The following is a 14,172-nucleotide window of genomic DNA, read 5'->3' as shown; positions in this document are numbered from 1 at the left end:
GTTGTCTCCCTTTTAGGGTTGTAGAAATTTGCAATCACGCGCTGGGTTTATGGTGAAAGGTGGGGTTCCATCGTCATGCCAGTCGGCTCCAGCACCTTGCCGGGGTTAAGCAAGCCTTGGGGGTCCATCAGCGCCTTCAGGCGGCGCATCTGCTCGAGCACCGGCGCGGGCAGGTGGGTGGCGAGCGCCGCACGCTTTTCCATGCCGATGCCGTGTTCGGCTGAGATCGAACCGCACCGCGCCACGACTGCGCGGTACACCACTTCGGCAATGGCTTTGGATTCGCGCAGCGTGTTGACGCCGGTGTTGACGACGATGTGCAGGTTGTTGTCGGCCACATGGCCGAACACCACTAGGCGCGCGTCTGGCCAACGACTGGTCAGCGTGGCGCGCAGTTCATCGACCACGCCCGCCATTTGCCCAATGGCCACGCTCACGTCAAAGGCCACAGGCGGAAACATGTGGCGTGCCAGGCGGGGAATGTCATTGCGCAGCGCCCACAGCGCCTGCCGATCGGCATCGCTTTGCGCAATCATGGCGTCGGCGATCAGGCCTTCTTCCAGCAAGGCGCCCAGCACGGTCTCGAAACGCGCGTGGTCATCCGCAGCATGACCGCCTTCACTTTCAATCAGAACATGACCGGCGGCCTCGATGCCGACTGGGCAACGGTGCGGTGAGTCCGCTGCCCCGCACATGGCGGTGACGAACTCGGGCCACATCAATTCGAAAGCCGACAGCGTGCCGCCCAGACCGCGCTCCAGACGCGTCAGCACTGCAGGCAGGCGCTCCAGGTCGGGCAAGGCCAGCCAGGCCGCGTCGTGCGACTCGAAGGCGCTGCGCAAGCGCACTACGGCACGGGTCACGATACCCAGCGTGCCTTCGCTGCCGATGAACAGTTGCTTGAGGTCGTAGCCGGCGTTGTTCTTCAGCACCTCAGCCATCAGGTCCAGCACCTGACCGTCGGCGGTGACCACCTCCAGTCCTAGCACCTGCTCGCGCATCATGCCAAAGCGCAACACGCGCTCGCCGCCAGCGTTGGTGGCGATCAGCCCGCCCACGGTGGCCGAGCCGCGCGCGCCCAGGTCCACGGCAAACAGCAGGCCTTGCGCGGCCGCCGCGTCCTGCAAGGTTTGCAGTACCACGCCGGCCTGCACTACGGCCAGGCGCGAATCGGCATCCAGGCGTTCGATCTGGCGCATGCGCTCCAGCGAGAGGTACCACTGCCCCTCCCCGGTGGTCTTGAGGGCATCGACCAAGCCGGTCGCTCCGCCCACTGGCACCAGGGCGCGGCCGGCCTGGCGCGCCAGCTTGACGATGAATACCACCTCCTCCGTGCTGGAAGGGCGCAACAGGGGCACGGCGGAGAAGGCTTCGCCGCGCAGATTGAGCGTGCGCTGGGCCGTTTCCGTGGGCGCCACCACGCAGGCCTCGCCGCAATGCCGCACGATGCGGTGTAAAAGCTCTGTGTCGGTCATGGCATGTTCCGTCAGTTCTCCGAGGGCTCAGGCCGCGCGTACGCGATCAGGTGGCACAGCGCCCGACAAGCCCGCCAGCAGGTTGTCCACCGCCTGCACGACCATGGCGTAGCGGGTGGCGCCGGTGGCGCTGCCCAGGTGCGGGCTGAGTACCAGGTTGGGCGCCTGTAGCAGCGCGTGCAGCACGGCGGGTTCGTTCTCCACCACGTCGAGCGCGGCCCCGGCAATGCGCCCTTCGGTCAGGGCCTGGGCGAGTGCCGCGTCGTCCACGACGCCGCCGCGCGCTGCATTGACCAGGATGGCGGTCTTCTTCATGCGGGCGAATGCGGTGGCATCAATCAGGTGGCGGGTGCCTGGCAGCAAGGGCACCTGCACCACCACGAAGTCTGACTGTGCCAGCAGGGCGTCCACAGACACGTGGGTCGCACCCAGCTTGGCTTCAACCTCGGGTTGTGCGCGCTTGGGCTGCGCATACAGCACCTTCATCTCAAACCCCGAGGCACGGCGTGCCACCTGGCTGCCGATGGCGCCCAGGCCGATGATGCCCAGCGTGCGGTGGTGCAGGTCCAGCCCCAGCAAGGGGGCGTGCGGCGAGGTCCAGCGGCCCGCGCGCACATAGGCATCGGCCTCCACCACCTTGCGTGCGGCCGCCAGCATAAGGGCAAACACATGGTCGGCGGTGGGCTCGTTCACGACGCCCGGTGTGTTGGTCACCGTGATACCCCGGTGTGCGCATGCGGCCAGGTCGATGTGGTCGGTGCCCACGCCAATGCTGGTCAGGTAGCGCAGCCTGGGCGCACCGGTCAGCAGTGTGGCGCCCACCGGCTGGAAGACACTCAGCACAACGGCATCGGCATCCAGCAGCGCCGTCTTCAGTTCGTTGGGTGACATCGCTGCTGTACCAGTTGGGCAAACCACTTCGGCCACAGCGGCAATGCGCGCCACCTGTTCCGGTGGCAATGGCAGGGCGATGACGACCTTGGGTTTTTTTTCGATGTGCATGGGGTTCTCCTTGTTGTTGTCAATCGGCCAGATGCTGGCGTCCCAAATCAGCGAGCTTGTCTACACCCATCAGGCCCAGCGACGTCGCCAGCTCGTGTTCCATCTGACCCAACCAGCGCGCCACACCAGCCTGGCCGCCGGCTGCATTGGCATAGACCCAGGGCCGACCCACCATCACGCCATCGGCTCCCAGGGCGCGGGCACGCAGGATGTCGTTGCCGCTGCGAATGCCGCCATCGACCAGCACGGTCAGGCCGCGGCCACCAATGGCGTCCACAATGCGCGGCAGGGCTTCAGCGGTGGATACCGCGCCGTCGAGCTGGCGCCCGCCATGGTTGGACACCACAATGCCCTGCACGCCGATGTCGGCGGCCAGGCCCGCGTCCTCCACCTCCAGGATGCCCTTGAGCAGGATCGGGCCGTTCCATTGGCTGCGCAGCCATTCAATGTCCTTCCAGGTGACGCTGGCGTCGAACTGCGCGTCCACCCAGGTCTTGAAATCGGCCAGTTTCGTGGCTTTGGGCAGGTAGGGCCGCAGGTTGCCAAACACCAGGGGGCCGCCGCGCAGCGCCACGTCCCAGGTCCAGCGCGGGTGCGCAAGCACCGAGCCCACGCGGCGCAGAGCTGCAGCGGCACCGCCGCCGCCGTCCATGCCGTGGCGGATGTCGGCGCGCCGACAGCCTACACGGGCCAGGTCCACGGTAAAGACCAGGGTGGTGCACCCTACCGCTTGCGCACGCTGCAGCAGTTCTCGCACGATGCCGCGGTCGCGCATCATGTAGAGCTGGTACCAGAACGGCGCGGTGGTGGCCGCGCGCACTTCTTCCATGGAGCAGATGGAGGGCGTGCACAGGGTGAAAGGCACACCAAACTCCTGCGCGGCCCGGGCGGCCTGTACCTCGCCGCGCTGGCGCAGTGCGCCACCTAGCCCCACGGGTGCCAGCGCCAGGGGGATGCGGGCGTCAACGTCAAAGAAACGGGTCGCGGTCTGGCAGGCGGACACATCGCGCAGAACATGCTGGCGCAGGTGCACGCGGCGCCAGGCCGCGATGTTGTCGCGCAGGGTTTGTTCGTCCAGGCTGCCGCCATCAACATAGCCGAACAGGAAATTGGGCAGGCGCCGTTGGGCTTGGGCGCGCCAATCGTCGAAGGACGCGGGGATGGGCGAAGGGCGGCTCATCATGCGCACTCCCTTTTTCAGCGCGGGGCCTGTAGGGCTTCGAGCTGCGCCAGCCGCTGCGGGTCGCGCCCACCGCCCTGGTCGGCCGAGCTGGCCAGGGCGCCAAAGCTGCGCAGCCAGAGCGACGCCGTGCGTGGCTTGGTCGGGCGCCAGGCCTTGTCGCCCAGCGAGCGCATGGTGGCCGCGCGGGCTTGCAAGGTGGCCTCGTCCACGCGCAGGTGCAGGCCGCGACCGGGGATGTCGAAGGTGATTTCGTCGCCGTCCTCGATCAAGGCGATGACCCCACCCGAAGCCGCCTCGGGCGAGACATGGCCCACTGCCAGGCCTTCGGTGGCACCGGAGAAGCGGCCGTCGGTCACCAGCGCGCACTGGGTGTGCAGCTTGCGCGCCACCAGCAGGCCGGTAGGCAGCAGCATTTCGCGCATGCCGGGGCCGCCGCGCGGGCCTTCATAGCGGATCACCACCACATGGCCGGCCTGCACCGTGCCGTCCTGGATGGCGGCGCAGGCGTCCTCCATCAGTTCGAAGCAGATGGCGCGGCCCGTGAAATGCTTCATGTTGTCAGGCACGGCGGCGGACTTGACGACGGCGCTATTGGGCGCCAGGTTGCCGTAGAGCACGGCCAGGCCGCCCACGGTGTCGAAGGCGTGCGCGGCGTCGTGGATGCAGCCATGGATGCCGTCCAGGTCGATGCTGGGAAAGCGCTTGCTTTGGCTGAAGGCGGTGGCGCTGCGCACGCCACCGGGGCCGGCGCGGTAGAAGGTCTGCGTGGCATCGGCTTCGGCATGGTCCTGGCAACGTGCCAGGTCCCAGTGCGCCAGCGCATCGCCCAGGCTGGTCGCATGCACGCAGGGCAGGCTCTTGTCGATCAGGCCAGCACGGTCGAGTTCGCCCAGCACCCGCATCACGCCGCCAGCGCGGTGCATGTCCTCAATGAACATCTCGTGGCGGGCTGGAGAGACCTTGCAGATCAGCGGCGTGGTGTCAGAAACGCGCGCGATGTCGTCGATGGTGAAGTCCACCTGCGCCTCGCGCGCGGCGGCCAGCAGGTGCAGGGTGGTATTGGTAGAGCCGCCAATGGCCATGGAAACGCGCATGCCATGCTCAAAGCCCTGTTTGGTGGCGATGGAGCGGGGTAGCACGCGCTCGTCGCCTTGCTCGTAATAGGCACGGGCCAGTTCCACGATGCGCCGCCCGGCGGCACGGAACAGGCCTTCGCGGTCCTTGTGCGTGGCCACCAATGTGCCGTTGCCCGGCAAGGCCAGGCCCATGCCTTCGGTGATGCAGTTCATCGAATTGGCCGTGCCCATGATGGCGCAGGATCCGCAGGTGGGGCACGCGGATTCCTGGATGCCGTGCAGGTCGGCCTCGGTGGATTTTGGGTCGCCCATCACCATCAGCGAGTCAATGGCGTCCACGCGCTTGACCACGCCGCGGTGGTTGAAGACGCCCGACTCCATGGGTCCGCCGGAGACGAAGATGGTGGGGATGTTCAGGCGCAGCGCGGCCATCAGCATGGCCGGGGTGATCTTGTCGCAGTTGGAAATGCAGACCAGCGCATCGGCCCGGTGCGCCTGCACCATGGTTTCCACGGCATCGGCAATCAGGTCGCGGCTGGGCAGGGAGTAGCGCATGCCTTCATGACCCATTGCGATGCCATCGTCCACGGCAATGGTGTTGAACTCGCGCCCGATACCGCCGGCTGCCGCGATTTCCTCGGCCACCACGTCGCCTAGGTTTTTGAGGTGCACATGCCCCGGCACGAACTGGGTGTAGGCATTGGCGATGGCGATGATGGGCTTGCCAAAATCTCCGTCGGCCACGCCGGTGGCGCGCCACAGGGCTCTGGCACCGGCCGCCATGCGGCCTTGGGTGACGGTGCAGGAACGGAGTGCATGCGTTGCCATGGTCTTATTCCGGCTGCAGATTGATGGCCTTGCCAATCGCCCGGTAGCGGGTGATTTCGGCAGAGTAGAACTTCTGGGCATCTGCCGCGCTCATGGGCGAGGACGGTATCGCGCCACTGGCAGCAAGTTCTTTGCGGACGTTGTCTTGGCGCAGGGCCTCATTCAAAGCGCTGCTCAAGCGCTCAACGGTGGCATCGGGGGTGTTCTTGGGAACCACCACGCCTGCCCAGACGTCGAACACAAAGTCTTGAACGAGTTTGGTTTCGTTCATGGTGGGCACGTTGGGAAAGCTCGGGTGGCGTGTCGGGCCGGTGTAGGCGATGGCCTTGAACTTGCCGGTCTGGATCATGCCGGCCACCGGGCCACCCAGAGGCATGAACACCATGTCGATCTGTCCACCGGCCAGGTCACTGAAGATCTGGGCCGCACCCTTGTAGGGAACGTGCAGCAGCTTCACACCGGTATCCCGGGCGAATCGCTCAGCGACCAGGTGATAGATGGTGCCGCGGCCAGTGGTGCCGTAGGACAGTTCCTTTCCTTCTGATTTCTTTGCCAAAGCAATCACCTCGGACAAATTGCTCACAGGCAGGTCTGGTCGTGTGACCAGCATCATGTAGGTGCTGGCGATTTGTCCGACCAGCCGGAAGTCCTCTGACACGTACTTGGTGCGCATGGCCATGGGCGTCTGTACGAGTTCAATGGGTGTAGCCACCATGATGGTCTGGCCGTCGGGTTTGGCGTCATGCACTTTCTGCGAGCCGATGGAGCCAGCGGCGCCGGAGACGTTGTCCACCACCAGCGGCGGGCCAAGCACCTTTTGCATGGTGGGCAACACGATTCGCCCGGTCACATCGGCTTGGCCTCCTGCAGGGTAGGCCACTACCACCGAGATGGGTTTGTCAGATTGAGCTTGCGCGGCTGCGACCAGCATCAAGCCAGCGGCGACCAGGATGCATCGCAGAGGATGAGAAAGTTTCATGGGTTGTCTCCTTGTGTGAAAAGCTGCTTTTCTTGTTTATTCATGCGGCCGAAGCCAACGCCGGCGATGTGGATGGCGTTGCAAGGCCCTGCAGGGTTGCGAGCAGTTGCTCCCGCTGGCGTGCAGCGGCGTCGGCCTGGCTGCGTGCCGGGTCCAGGCGGCTGACGGATTCGTCGCCCGCGGCCACGATGAGGTCACAGCCGATGAGCGTGCGCTGGGCCACGTCCTGCGGCGCCACCACGCAGGCCTCGCCGCAGTGCTGCACGATGCATTGCAGTAGTTGCGCCTCGTCCATGGCCTCTACTTAGCGCCCCGCCAGGATGAACTCGGCGCACTTCTCCGAGATGAGCACCGTTGGCGCCGTGGTGTTGCCGCCGGTGATGGCGGGCATGACCGACGCATCGGAGATGCGCAGGCCCTCCACCCCGTTGACCTTGAGGCTGCGCGCATCCACCACTGCCTTGGCGTCGGTGCCCATGCGGCAGCTGCCCACCGGGTGGTAGTTGGTGTCGGCGCGCGCACGGATCACCGCCTCCCAGTCGGCATCGGTATGGCAATCGGCGGTGAACAGATCCCGCTTGATGCGGGGCCCCAACTGTTTGGACTGCTTGACAATGCGGTCGATATGCTTGGCGCCCTTGACCATCTCGCGCACATCGTCGGGGTGGTCCAGGAAATTCGGGTCGATCAGTGGCGCATCGTCCCAGCGAGTACTCTGGAGCTTGACCGAACCCCGGCTCTTGGGGCGCAGGCCCAGGATGTGGCAGGACAGGCCGTGGCGCGGCTCCAGCGTACGCGCATGGTCGATGGCCAGTCCGACGACAAACTCGTACTGCACTTCCGGCCGCGGACTCTGCGGAGTCAGGCGCATGAAGCCATTGATCTCGGCAAAGTTCGACGTGAACGTACCGCGGCGCTCGACCTTGTAGCGGCCCCATTGTTTCCACAAACCGAACAGCCCCTTGGGCGACATGCCCAGCAGGCCGTCGGCGTCGGGGATGTGGTAGCCCAGGATGAAGTCCGGGTGGTCCGACAGCTGATAGCCCACCTCGGGCAGGTCGTGCACCATGGTGATGCCCAGCGGCTGCAGGTCGCTGGCACGGCCCACGCCCGAGAGCTGCAGCAACTGCGGTGTCTGCAGCGCACCGGCTGCCAGGATGACTTCCTTGGCAGCGCGGATGATGCGGGCTTGCCCTTTGTGCATCACCTCCACGCCCACTGCGCGTTTGCCTTCGAACACGATGCGCATCACCTGGGTGTTCAGGTGGATCATCAGGTTCTTGCGTTGGTCGCGGATCGGGTCGATGAAGGCGTTTGCGGCGGAACAGCGCTCGCCGTTCTTCTGCATCACCTGGGCGATGCTGTAGCCCTCCTGCTCAGCCCCGTTGGGGTCGGTTTCGCGCACGCCAGCGTCGCGCAGCATGTCCGTCAGGATCTGGTGGTAGCGGTTGTCGGTGCGCAGCGCCGCAACGTTGAGCTCGCCGCCCTGGCCGTGGAATTCGTCGCGGAAGACTTCGTTGTTCTCCGACTTGCGAAAGATCGGCAGCACGTCCTTGTAGCCCCAACCCGGGCAACCCAGGGCTTCCCATTCGTCGTAATCGCCGGGGTGGCCGCGCATGTAGACCAGCGCGTTGATCGCCGACGAGCCGCCCATCCCCTTGCCGCGCGGTTGAAAGCCGACCCGACCGTTCAGCCCCTTCTGGGGCACAGTGTCGAAGGACCAGTTGAAACCGTTCTTCTTCGGCACATTGGCGATCAGCAGCAGCGGCACGCGCACCGTCACGTGCTGGTTGTCACCGCCGGCCTCGATCAGGCACACGCGGGTGCGCCCGTCGGCCGAGAGACGGTTGGCGACCGGGCAGCCGCCCGGGCCGCCGCCGACAACGACGTAGTCGTGGATTTCACTCATGGTTTTGTCTCCTTATGGTTTATGGTGTGAGTGGGTGAAAAAAGGTTGTGCCGCGTCGTTTCAATCCGCCACGTGCTGGCGTCTTACGGTGGCCAGATCGGCCACGCCCAGCCAAGGCTTCGGTGATGCGCGGCAGCGCCACGTCCCAGGCCCAGCGCGGATGCGCAGCCACAGAGCCCAGGCGGCGCAGCGCCGCACCCGCACCACCACCGCCGTCCATGCCATGGCGCACGTCGGCCAGGTCCACGGTGAAGACCAGCGTGCTGCACCTCGCCACGCCTGCGCAGCACACCACCCAGCCCCACCGGAGCCAGGGGCCAGGGGCACGCGGGCGTCCACGCCGAAGAAGCGGATGCCGCTCTGGCAAGCCGACACATCGCGCAGCACATGCTGGCGCAGGTGCACCTGGCGCCAGGCGCTGACGTTGGCGCGCAAAGTGTGCTCGTCCAGGCTTCCGCCATCGACATAGCCGAACAGGAAGTTGGGCAGGCGCCGCTGCGCCAGGGTGCACCAGTCGTCAAACGCGGCGGGGATTGACACAGGCTGGCTCATGGTCGGTGGCCTTTAACGGTTGCGCCAGAACATGAAGTCCAGCATCTTGCTGGGCAGGCCCTTGTAGGGCGGCATCAGGAAGTCCAGCCCGCGCAGACGGCTTTGCTTGAACACCGGGCGCAGCTTGGAGAAGGTCAGGAAGCCCTCGTAGCCGTGGTAATGCCCCATGCCGCTGTGGCCCACTCCGCCAAACGGTAGGTCGTGCTGGGCGCCGTGGAGCAGGATGTCGTTCACGGTCACACCACCGGACAGGGTGTGGGTGAGGTAGTAGTCCTGCAACGCACGGTCGTAGGTGTAGAGGTAGAGCGCCAGCGGGCTGTGGTGTGCGCCGATGTAGTCCACCACATGTTCCTTGTTGCCGTAGGTCATGATCGGCAGCAGCGGGCCGAAGATCTCGCGCTGCATGATGAGCATGCCGTCGTGCACGTCCAGCACTGCCACCGGCGGCATGATGCGCCGTGCCGGATCGCCCTTTTGTCCGGGGCACAGGGGCACGATGCGCGCGCCCTTGGCCTTGGCGTCGGCCAGGGTTTCCTGCAGCCGGTCGTACTGGCGCTGGTCGATGATGGCGGTGTAGTCGCCGTTGGTGATGTCGGGGTAACGCTGCGCCACGATGCGCTGGGCGTGCGCGACGAAGCCGTCCACGCTGGCCGCGGGCAGGAATAGGTAGTCCACGTTGGTGCAGATCTGTCCGGCGTTGAGCATCTTTGCCCACAGGATGCGATCGGCAGCCTTCTCCAGCGGGAAATCGGGCGCGACCACGCAGGGCGACTTGCCGCCCAGTTCCAGCGTTACCGGCGTGAGGTTGGCCGCGCAGTTGGCCATGACGGCCTTGCCGGTCTGCGGCGAGCCGGTGAAGAACAGGTGGTCGAACGGCAGCTGGGTGAACTGCGGGCCCACGGACTGGCCAGCGCCACCGTCTTCAAAGATGGCCAGCTTGTCGTGCGCAAAGTAGCGCGGTGCCAGGGTCTTGAGCAGGCGTGCCAGGTTCTGCGAGTTTTCCGACATCTTGACCATGGCGCGGTTGCCGGCGGCAAAGGCGCTTATCAGCGGCTGGAAGGTCATGGCCACAGGGAAGTTCCAGGGCACGACGATGCCTACCACGCCCACCGGCTGGGGGAAGGTGTAGGCGCTGGCCAGCGGGTATTGCGTCATGTCCACGCCGCGCTTGCGCTTCTTCATCCAGCCGCGCAGGTCGTGAATGGCCGACAGCGCCGATTCCTGGCCCTGCAGCATTTCGGCGAACAGGGACTCGAAGCGGCTGCGGCAACCGTAGTCCTGGTTGATGGCTTCGACCAGGGCTTCGCGGTTTTCCAGCAGCAGGCGGTGGATGGCGCGCAGATCATCGCGGCGCTCGGCCAGGCTGGACATGCGGTTTTTTTTGTAGGCGGCGCGCTGCGCCAGGAAGGTCTGGCGCATGTCCGCGGGGATGTGCTCGGCCAGGTGGATATGGGTGTCGGTTCGTGTAGGCATCACCATGGGATGGTCCGTGGGGTGTGGTGTTTATGGGTTTGGGGGTGTATCGCTTCAGGCCACGCGGGCCACGGCGGCGGGTGCCTGCAACTCTTCCAGCAACTGCTGGCGCTGCGTGGCGGCGGTCTGGGCCTGGGCCTGCTTCACATGGCCATAACCACGGATGCCCTGGGGCAGGGACGCCAGCTTCACCGCCGCAGGCAGACGCTCGGCCGTGAGCCGGGCCAGCAGGCCGTCGATGTCGGCCTCGTACTGGGCCAGCAGGCTCTGGTCGAGGCGGCGCTCGGCGTTGTTGCGGAATGGGTCCATCCAGCTGCCGCGCAGGCCCTTGAAGCGCGCCATCCAACCCATGGCGGACAACATCCAGGGGCCGATTTCGGCCTTGCGCAGGGCACCGGTGTCGGCGTCCTTCTTGGCAAAGGGCCAGGCGCCCAGGTGGAAGTGCAGCGTGTATTCGCCCTCAAAGTCGCGTGCCAGCGCCGCCTTGAAGTCGGGGTGGCTGTACAGGCGCGCCACTTCCCACTCGTCCTTGACGGCCAGCAGGCGGTGGTAGTTGTGGGCCACGGCACGCGCCAGGGCGTCGCCGCTACCCAGTTTGGCCTCGGTGGCACGCACCTTGTCCACGAAGGCGCGGTAGCGTTGGGCCAGAGCCTCGCCGGTGTGGGCCACCAGGTGTTCGCTGCGGTGGCGCAGGGTGTCTTCCAGACTGCGCTTGGTGCGCGGCACGAAGGTGATGACGTTGCTCGGTTGACGTTCTTTCACCCAGCGCTCCACGGCGGCCAGGTCGTGCGCGGCGCGGCGGCCCCACAGGAAGGCGCCCTTGTTCATAGCCACGGCCACGCCATTGAGTTCTATGGCACGCTCGATGGAGGAGAGCTTCAGCGGAATCTGCCCGCGCTGCCAGGCCGCACCCAGCATGAACATGTTGGAAGCAATCGGGTCGCCCAGCAAGGCGGTGGCCAGGCGCTGGCCTTCGAGCAGCAGGGCGCGTTCGCCCAGCAGATCGCTCAGGCGCTGCGTCAGCACGGCACCATTGGCCTGCCAGTCGGGGTTGCGGGCAAAGTCGGCCGTGGGAATCATGTCGGTGCAGGCCACGGCCTGGCTGTGCGCGGGGTTCAGGCGGCTGACCGAATCGTCACCAGCGGCCACGATCAGATCGCAGCCGATCAGAGTGTGGGCCTCGCCCGCACCGATGCGGGTGGCGTGCAGCATCTTGGGGTCGGGTGCAAAGCGCACATGGGAGTGCACGGCGCCGTATTTCTGCGACAGGCCGGTCACGTCCAGGTTGGAGCTGTAGGCGCCCTCCAGATGGGCGGCCATGGCCAAGGTCTGGCCGATGGTGACCACGCCCGTGCCGCCAATGCCCCCCACCAGCACGCTGTGCAACGCGGTCAGGGCCGGCACAGCGGGTTCGGGCAGTGGAGCGGTCCATTCGGGCTTGGCCGGTGCCGCGTCCGCCTTGGTCGACTTGCGCAAGGCGCCACCGTGCACCGTAACAAAGCTGGGGCAGAAGCCGTCGACGCAGGTGTAGTCCTTGTTGCAGCTGGCTTGATTGATGCGACGCTTGCGGCCCAGCTCGGTTTCCAGCGGTTCGATGGACATGCAGCCAGAGGCCTGGCCGCAGTCGCCACAGCCCTCGCACACGGCAGGGTTGATGAAGCTGCGCTTGGCCGGGTCGGCCCACTTGCCGCGCTTGCGCAGGCGCCGACGCTCGGTGGCACAGGGCTGGTCGTACAGGATGACGGAGACACCGGGAAACTCGCGGAACTCGCGCATCACGGCGTCCATGCGGTCGCGGTGGTGCACCAGCACGCCTTCGGGCAGCGTCACACCCTGGTAGCGCTCGGGCTCGTCGGTGACCACGGCCATCTTTTTCACGCCTTCACCGGCCAGGCTGGTGAGGATCATGGCCGGGCTCTGCCCGCTCTCGCAAGGCTGGCCGCCAGTCATGGAGTTGAAGCCGTTGTAGAGCAGCTTGTAGGTGATGGGCACGCCCACCGCCACGGCCTGACGCACGGCCAAGTAGCCCGAGTGCGAGAAAGTGCCGTCGCCGAGGTTGGCGAACACATGCTTTTCATTTGTGAACGGCTGCTGGCCTAGCCAGTGCATGCCTTCGCCGCCCATCTGCGACGGTGCACTGGTGGTCTTGGGGTTCACCAGCATGGCCATGGTGTGGCAGCCAATGCCGGCCAGCGCGCGGCTGCCTTCGGGCAGGCGCGTGGAGCGGCTGTGCGGGCAGCCGGAGCAAAAGCCCGGAACGCGCTGGGGCAGGCCTGGCGTGGGGCCTTTGGTCGCGCTTGGCGCCCCACTGGCAGCGGCCAGGGCGCAGCCGGGTTGCACCTGCTGCATGACGCTGGCCAGCACCTGGGCCACCAGGGCCGGGGAAATTTCGGCCGCGTTGGGGAAGGCACGTGGGCCGTGCGCGGGGTCGAAAACGGTGCCGCCCAGGTGCTTGCCCACGATCTGCGGCGCGGCCGGGCCGCCATAGAGCACGGCGCGCAACTGTTCTTCGACCAGCGGGCGCTTTTCCTCGACCACGATGATGGTGGACAGGCCTTCGGCAAATTCCTGCACCACCACCGGGTCCAGCGGCCAGATCATGCCGAGCTTGAGCAGGCGGATGCCAGCAGCCTCCGCCCCTTCGATGCCCTGGATGCCCATGTTGGTCAGGGCCTGAAGCACGTCCTGCCAGCTCTTTCCGGCCGATACGATGCCGACCTTGGCGCCGGGCGCGGCGGCGGTGATGCGGTTGAGGCCGTTGGCGCGCGCATAGGCCACGGCGGCGGCGATCTTGTGGTGGTAGAGGCGATCTTCCTGCGCCATCGGCATGTCAAAACCGCGGATGTGGAAGCCGCTGCCGAACATGTCTTTGGGTACGCTGGGCGGCTCGGGCAGGGTGATGGATGGCGAGTCGGGCGCGACGTAGACCGAACCACCGCCTTCGACTACGTCCGTGACCAATTTGAGGCCGACCCAGCAGCCCGAGTAGCGGCTCATGGCGATGCCGTGCAGGCCGTAGTCCAGTACCTCCTGGGTGTCGCTGGGGTAAAGAACGGGCATGCCCACGGCGATGAACACCGGGTCAGAGAAGTTGGCCACGGTAGAGCTCTTGGCACCATGATCGTCACCGGCCAGGCAGACCACCCCTCCCTTGGGCGAGGTGCCGGCCAGGTTGGCGTGGCGCAGGGCGTCGGTCGAGCGGTCCACACCTGGGCCCTTGCCGTACCAGATGCCGAACACGCCGTCGACCTGGGCGCCAGGGAAAGTGCCCACATACTGCGAGCCCCAGATGGCCGTGGCCGCCAGATCTTCGTTGAGGCCGGGGCGGAACACCACATTGGCCGCCTTGAGTGCCTTGTCGGCGGCCCACAACTCCATGTCGTAACGCCCCATGGGCGAGCCGCGGTAGCCGGAGATATAGCCGCCGGTGTTCCAGCCCGCGGCCGCGTCACGGGCCTTTTGTTGGAGTGGCAGACGCACCAGTGCCTGCATGCCTGTCAGGTAGACCCAGCCCTCCTGGGTGGTGTATCGGTCCTGCAGGGATGCCGTGTCGCGCGAAGCCATGTTGTTCTGCCTTGTCTCGTGGGGTTTTCAGGGCCGAGGGCCTGACCATCCTTGAACGGGCAGGGGCGGCCGAAAGCGAACAATAAAATTCACCCCGTTTTCTGTCTATTGCATTTGTTATCAATGCATGA

Annotated in this window: 10 protein-coding genes; all 10 read right to left on the bottom strand. The window is 66.1% G+C overall.

Annotated elements, in window-relative coordinates:
- Positions 1 to 47 precede the first annotated feature (47 nt).
- From Q0105_RS07450 to Q0105_RS07405, 10 genes are read right to left on the bottom strand one after another with little or no spacing between them, the layout of a single operon-like run.
- Positions 48 to 1,475, bottom strand: coding sequence for an FAD-binding oxidoreductase (locus Q0105_RS07450; RefSeq protein ID WP_298210337.1), 1,428 nt, complete (start codon positions 1,473 to 1,475; stop codon positions 48 to 50).
- Positions 1,476 to 1,502: 27 nt separating this feature from the next.
- The gene (locus Q0105_RS07445) at positions 1,503 to 2,477 is read right to left on the bottom strand and encodes a D-glycerate dehydrogenase (protein WP_298210335.1); all 975 of its coding nucleotides are present in this window, start codon (positions 2,475 to 2,477) and stop codon (positions 1,503 to 1,505) included.
- Positions 2,478 to 2,496: 19 nt separating this feature from the next.
- Positions 2,497 to 3,657 carry an L-lactate dehydrogenase gene (locus tag Q0105_RS07440; protein ID WP_298210333.1) on the bottom strand — a complete coding sequence of 387 codons (1,161 nt, stop codon included), beginning with the start codon at positions 3,655 to 3,657 and terminating at the stop codon, positions 2,497 to 2,499.
- A gap of 17 nt (positions 3,658 to 3,674) precedes the next feature.
- A complete protein-coding gene (gene ilvD, locus Q0105_RS07435; RefSeq protein ID WP_298210331.1) occupies positions 3,675 to 5,564 on the bottom strand; it encodes a dihydroxy-acid dehydratase in 1,890 nt (629 codons plus the stop codon).
- Positions 5,565 to 5,568: 4 nt separating this feature from the next.
- Entirely contained in the window at positions 5,569 to 6,543 is a 975-nt protein-coding gene (locus tag Q0105_RS07430) for a tripartite tricarboxylate transporter substrate binding protein (RefSeq protein WP_298210328.1), read from the bottom strand.
- A 40-nt stretch (positions 6,544 to 6,583) separates the two neighbouring features.
- A complete protein-coding gene (locus tag Q0105_RS07425) occupies positions 6,584 to 6,838 on the bottom strand; it encodes a hypothetical protein (protein WP_298210326.1) in 255 nt (84 codons plus the stop codon).
- A 9-nt stretch (positions 6,839 to 6,847) separates the two neighbouring features.
- Complete coding sequence (locus Q0105_RS07420; RefSeq protein ID WP_298210324.1) at positions 6,848 to 8,452, bottom strand: GMC family oxidoreductase N-terminal domain-containing protein; 1,605 nt, start codon at positions 8,450 to 8,452, stop codon at positions 6,848 to 6,850.
- Positions 8,453 to 8,512: 60 nt separating this feature from the next.
- Entirely contained in the window at positions 8,513 to 9,004 is a 492-nt protein-coding gene (locus Q0105_RS07415) for an alpha-hydroxy-acid oxidizing protein (protein ID WP_298210322.1), read from the bottom strand.
- 12 nt (positions 9,005 to 9,016) lie between these two features.
- Complete coding sequence (locus tag Q0105_RS07410) at positions 9,017 to 10,483, bottom strand: coniferyl aldehyde dehydrogenase (protein WP_298210320.1); 1,467 nt, start codon at positions 10,481 to 10,483, stop codon at positions 9,017 to 9,019.
- 48 nt (positions 10,484 to 10,531) lie between these two features.
- Positions 10,532 to 14,041, bottom strand: coding sequence for an indolepyruvate ferredoxin oxidoreductase family protein (locus tag Q0105_RS07405; RefSeq protein ID WP_298210318.1), 3,510 nt, complete (start codon positions 14,039 to 14,041; stop codon positions 10,532 to 10,534).
- Positions 14,042 to 14,172: the final 131 nt, after the last annotated feature.

Origin of the sequence: Acidovorax sp. (genome assembly GCF_027492855.1) — a bacterium.
GTDB lineage: Bacteria > Pseudomonadota > Gammaproteobacteria > Burkholderiales > Burkholderiaceae_C > Acidovorax.
Note: the sequence above shows the minus strand (reverse complement) of the source record. Positions and strands in the feature narration are given on the sequence as shown.

Excerpts from the sequence above, each read along its gene's own strand:
- Q0105_RS07450 (WP_298210337.1), bottom strand. The coding sequence starts at position 1,475 with ATGACCGACACAGAGCTTTTACACCGCATCGTGCGGCATTGCGGCGAG.
- Q0105_RS07445 (WP_298210335.1), bottom strand. The coding sequence starts at position 2,477 with ATGCACATCGAAAAAAAACCCAAGGTCGTCATCGCCCTGCCATTGCCA.
- Q0105_RS07440 (WP_298210333.1), bottom strand. The coding sequence starts at position 3,657 with ATGAGCCGCCCTTCGCCCATCCCCGCGTCCTTCGACGATTGGCGCGCC.
- ilvD (WP_298210331.1), bottom strand. The coding sequence starts at position 5,564 with ATGGCAACGCATGCACTCCGTTCCTGCACCGTCACCCAAGGCCGCATG.
- Q0105_RS07430 (WP_298210328.1), bottom strand. The coding sequence starts at position 6,543 with ATGAAACTTTCTCATCCTCTGCGATGCATCCTGGTCGCCGCTGGCTTG.
- Q0105_RS07425 (WP_298210326.1), bottom strand. The coding sequence starts at position 6,838 with ATGGACGAGGCGCAACTACTGCAATGCATCGTGCAGCACTGCGGCGAG.
- Q0105_RS07420 (WP_298210324.1), bottom strand. The coding sequence starts at position 8,452 with ATGAGTGAAATCCACGACTACGTCGTTGTCGGCGGCGGCCCGGGCGGC.
- Q0105_RS07415 (WP_298210322.1), bottom strand. The coding sequence starts at position 9,004 with ATGAGCCAGCCTGTGTCAATCCCCGCCGCGTTTGACGACTGGTGCACC.
- Q0105_RS07410 (WP_298210320.1), bottom strand. The coding sequence starts at position 10,483 with ATGGTGATGCCTACACGAACCGACACCCATATCCACCTGGCCGAGCAC.
- Q0105_RS07405 (WP_298210318.1), bottom strand. The coding sequence starts at position 14,041 with ATGGCTTCGCGCGACACGGCATCCCTGCAGGACCGATACACCACCCAG.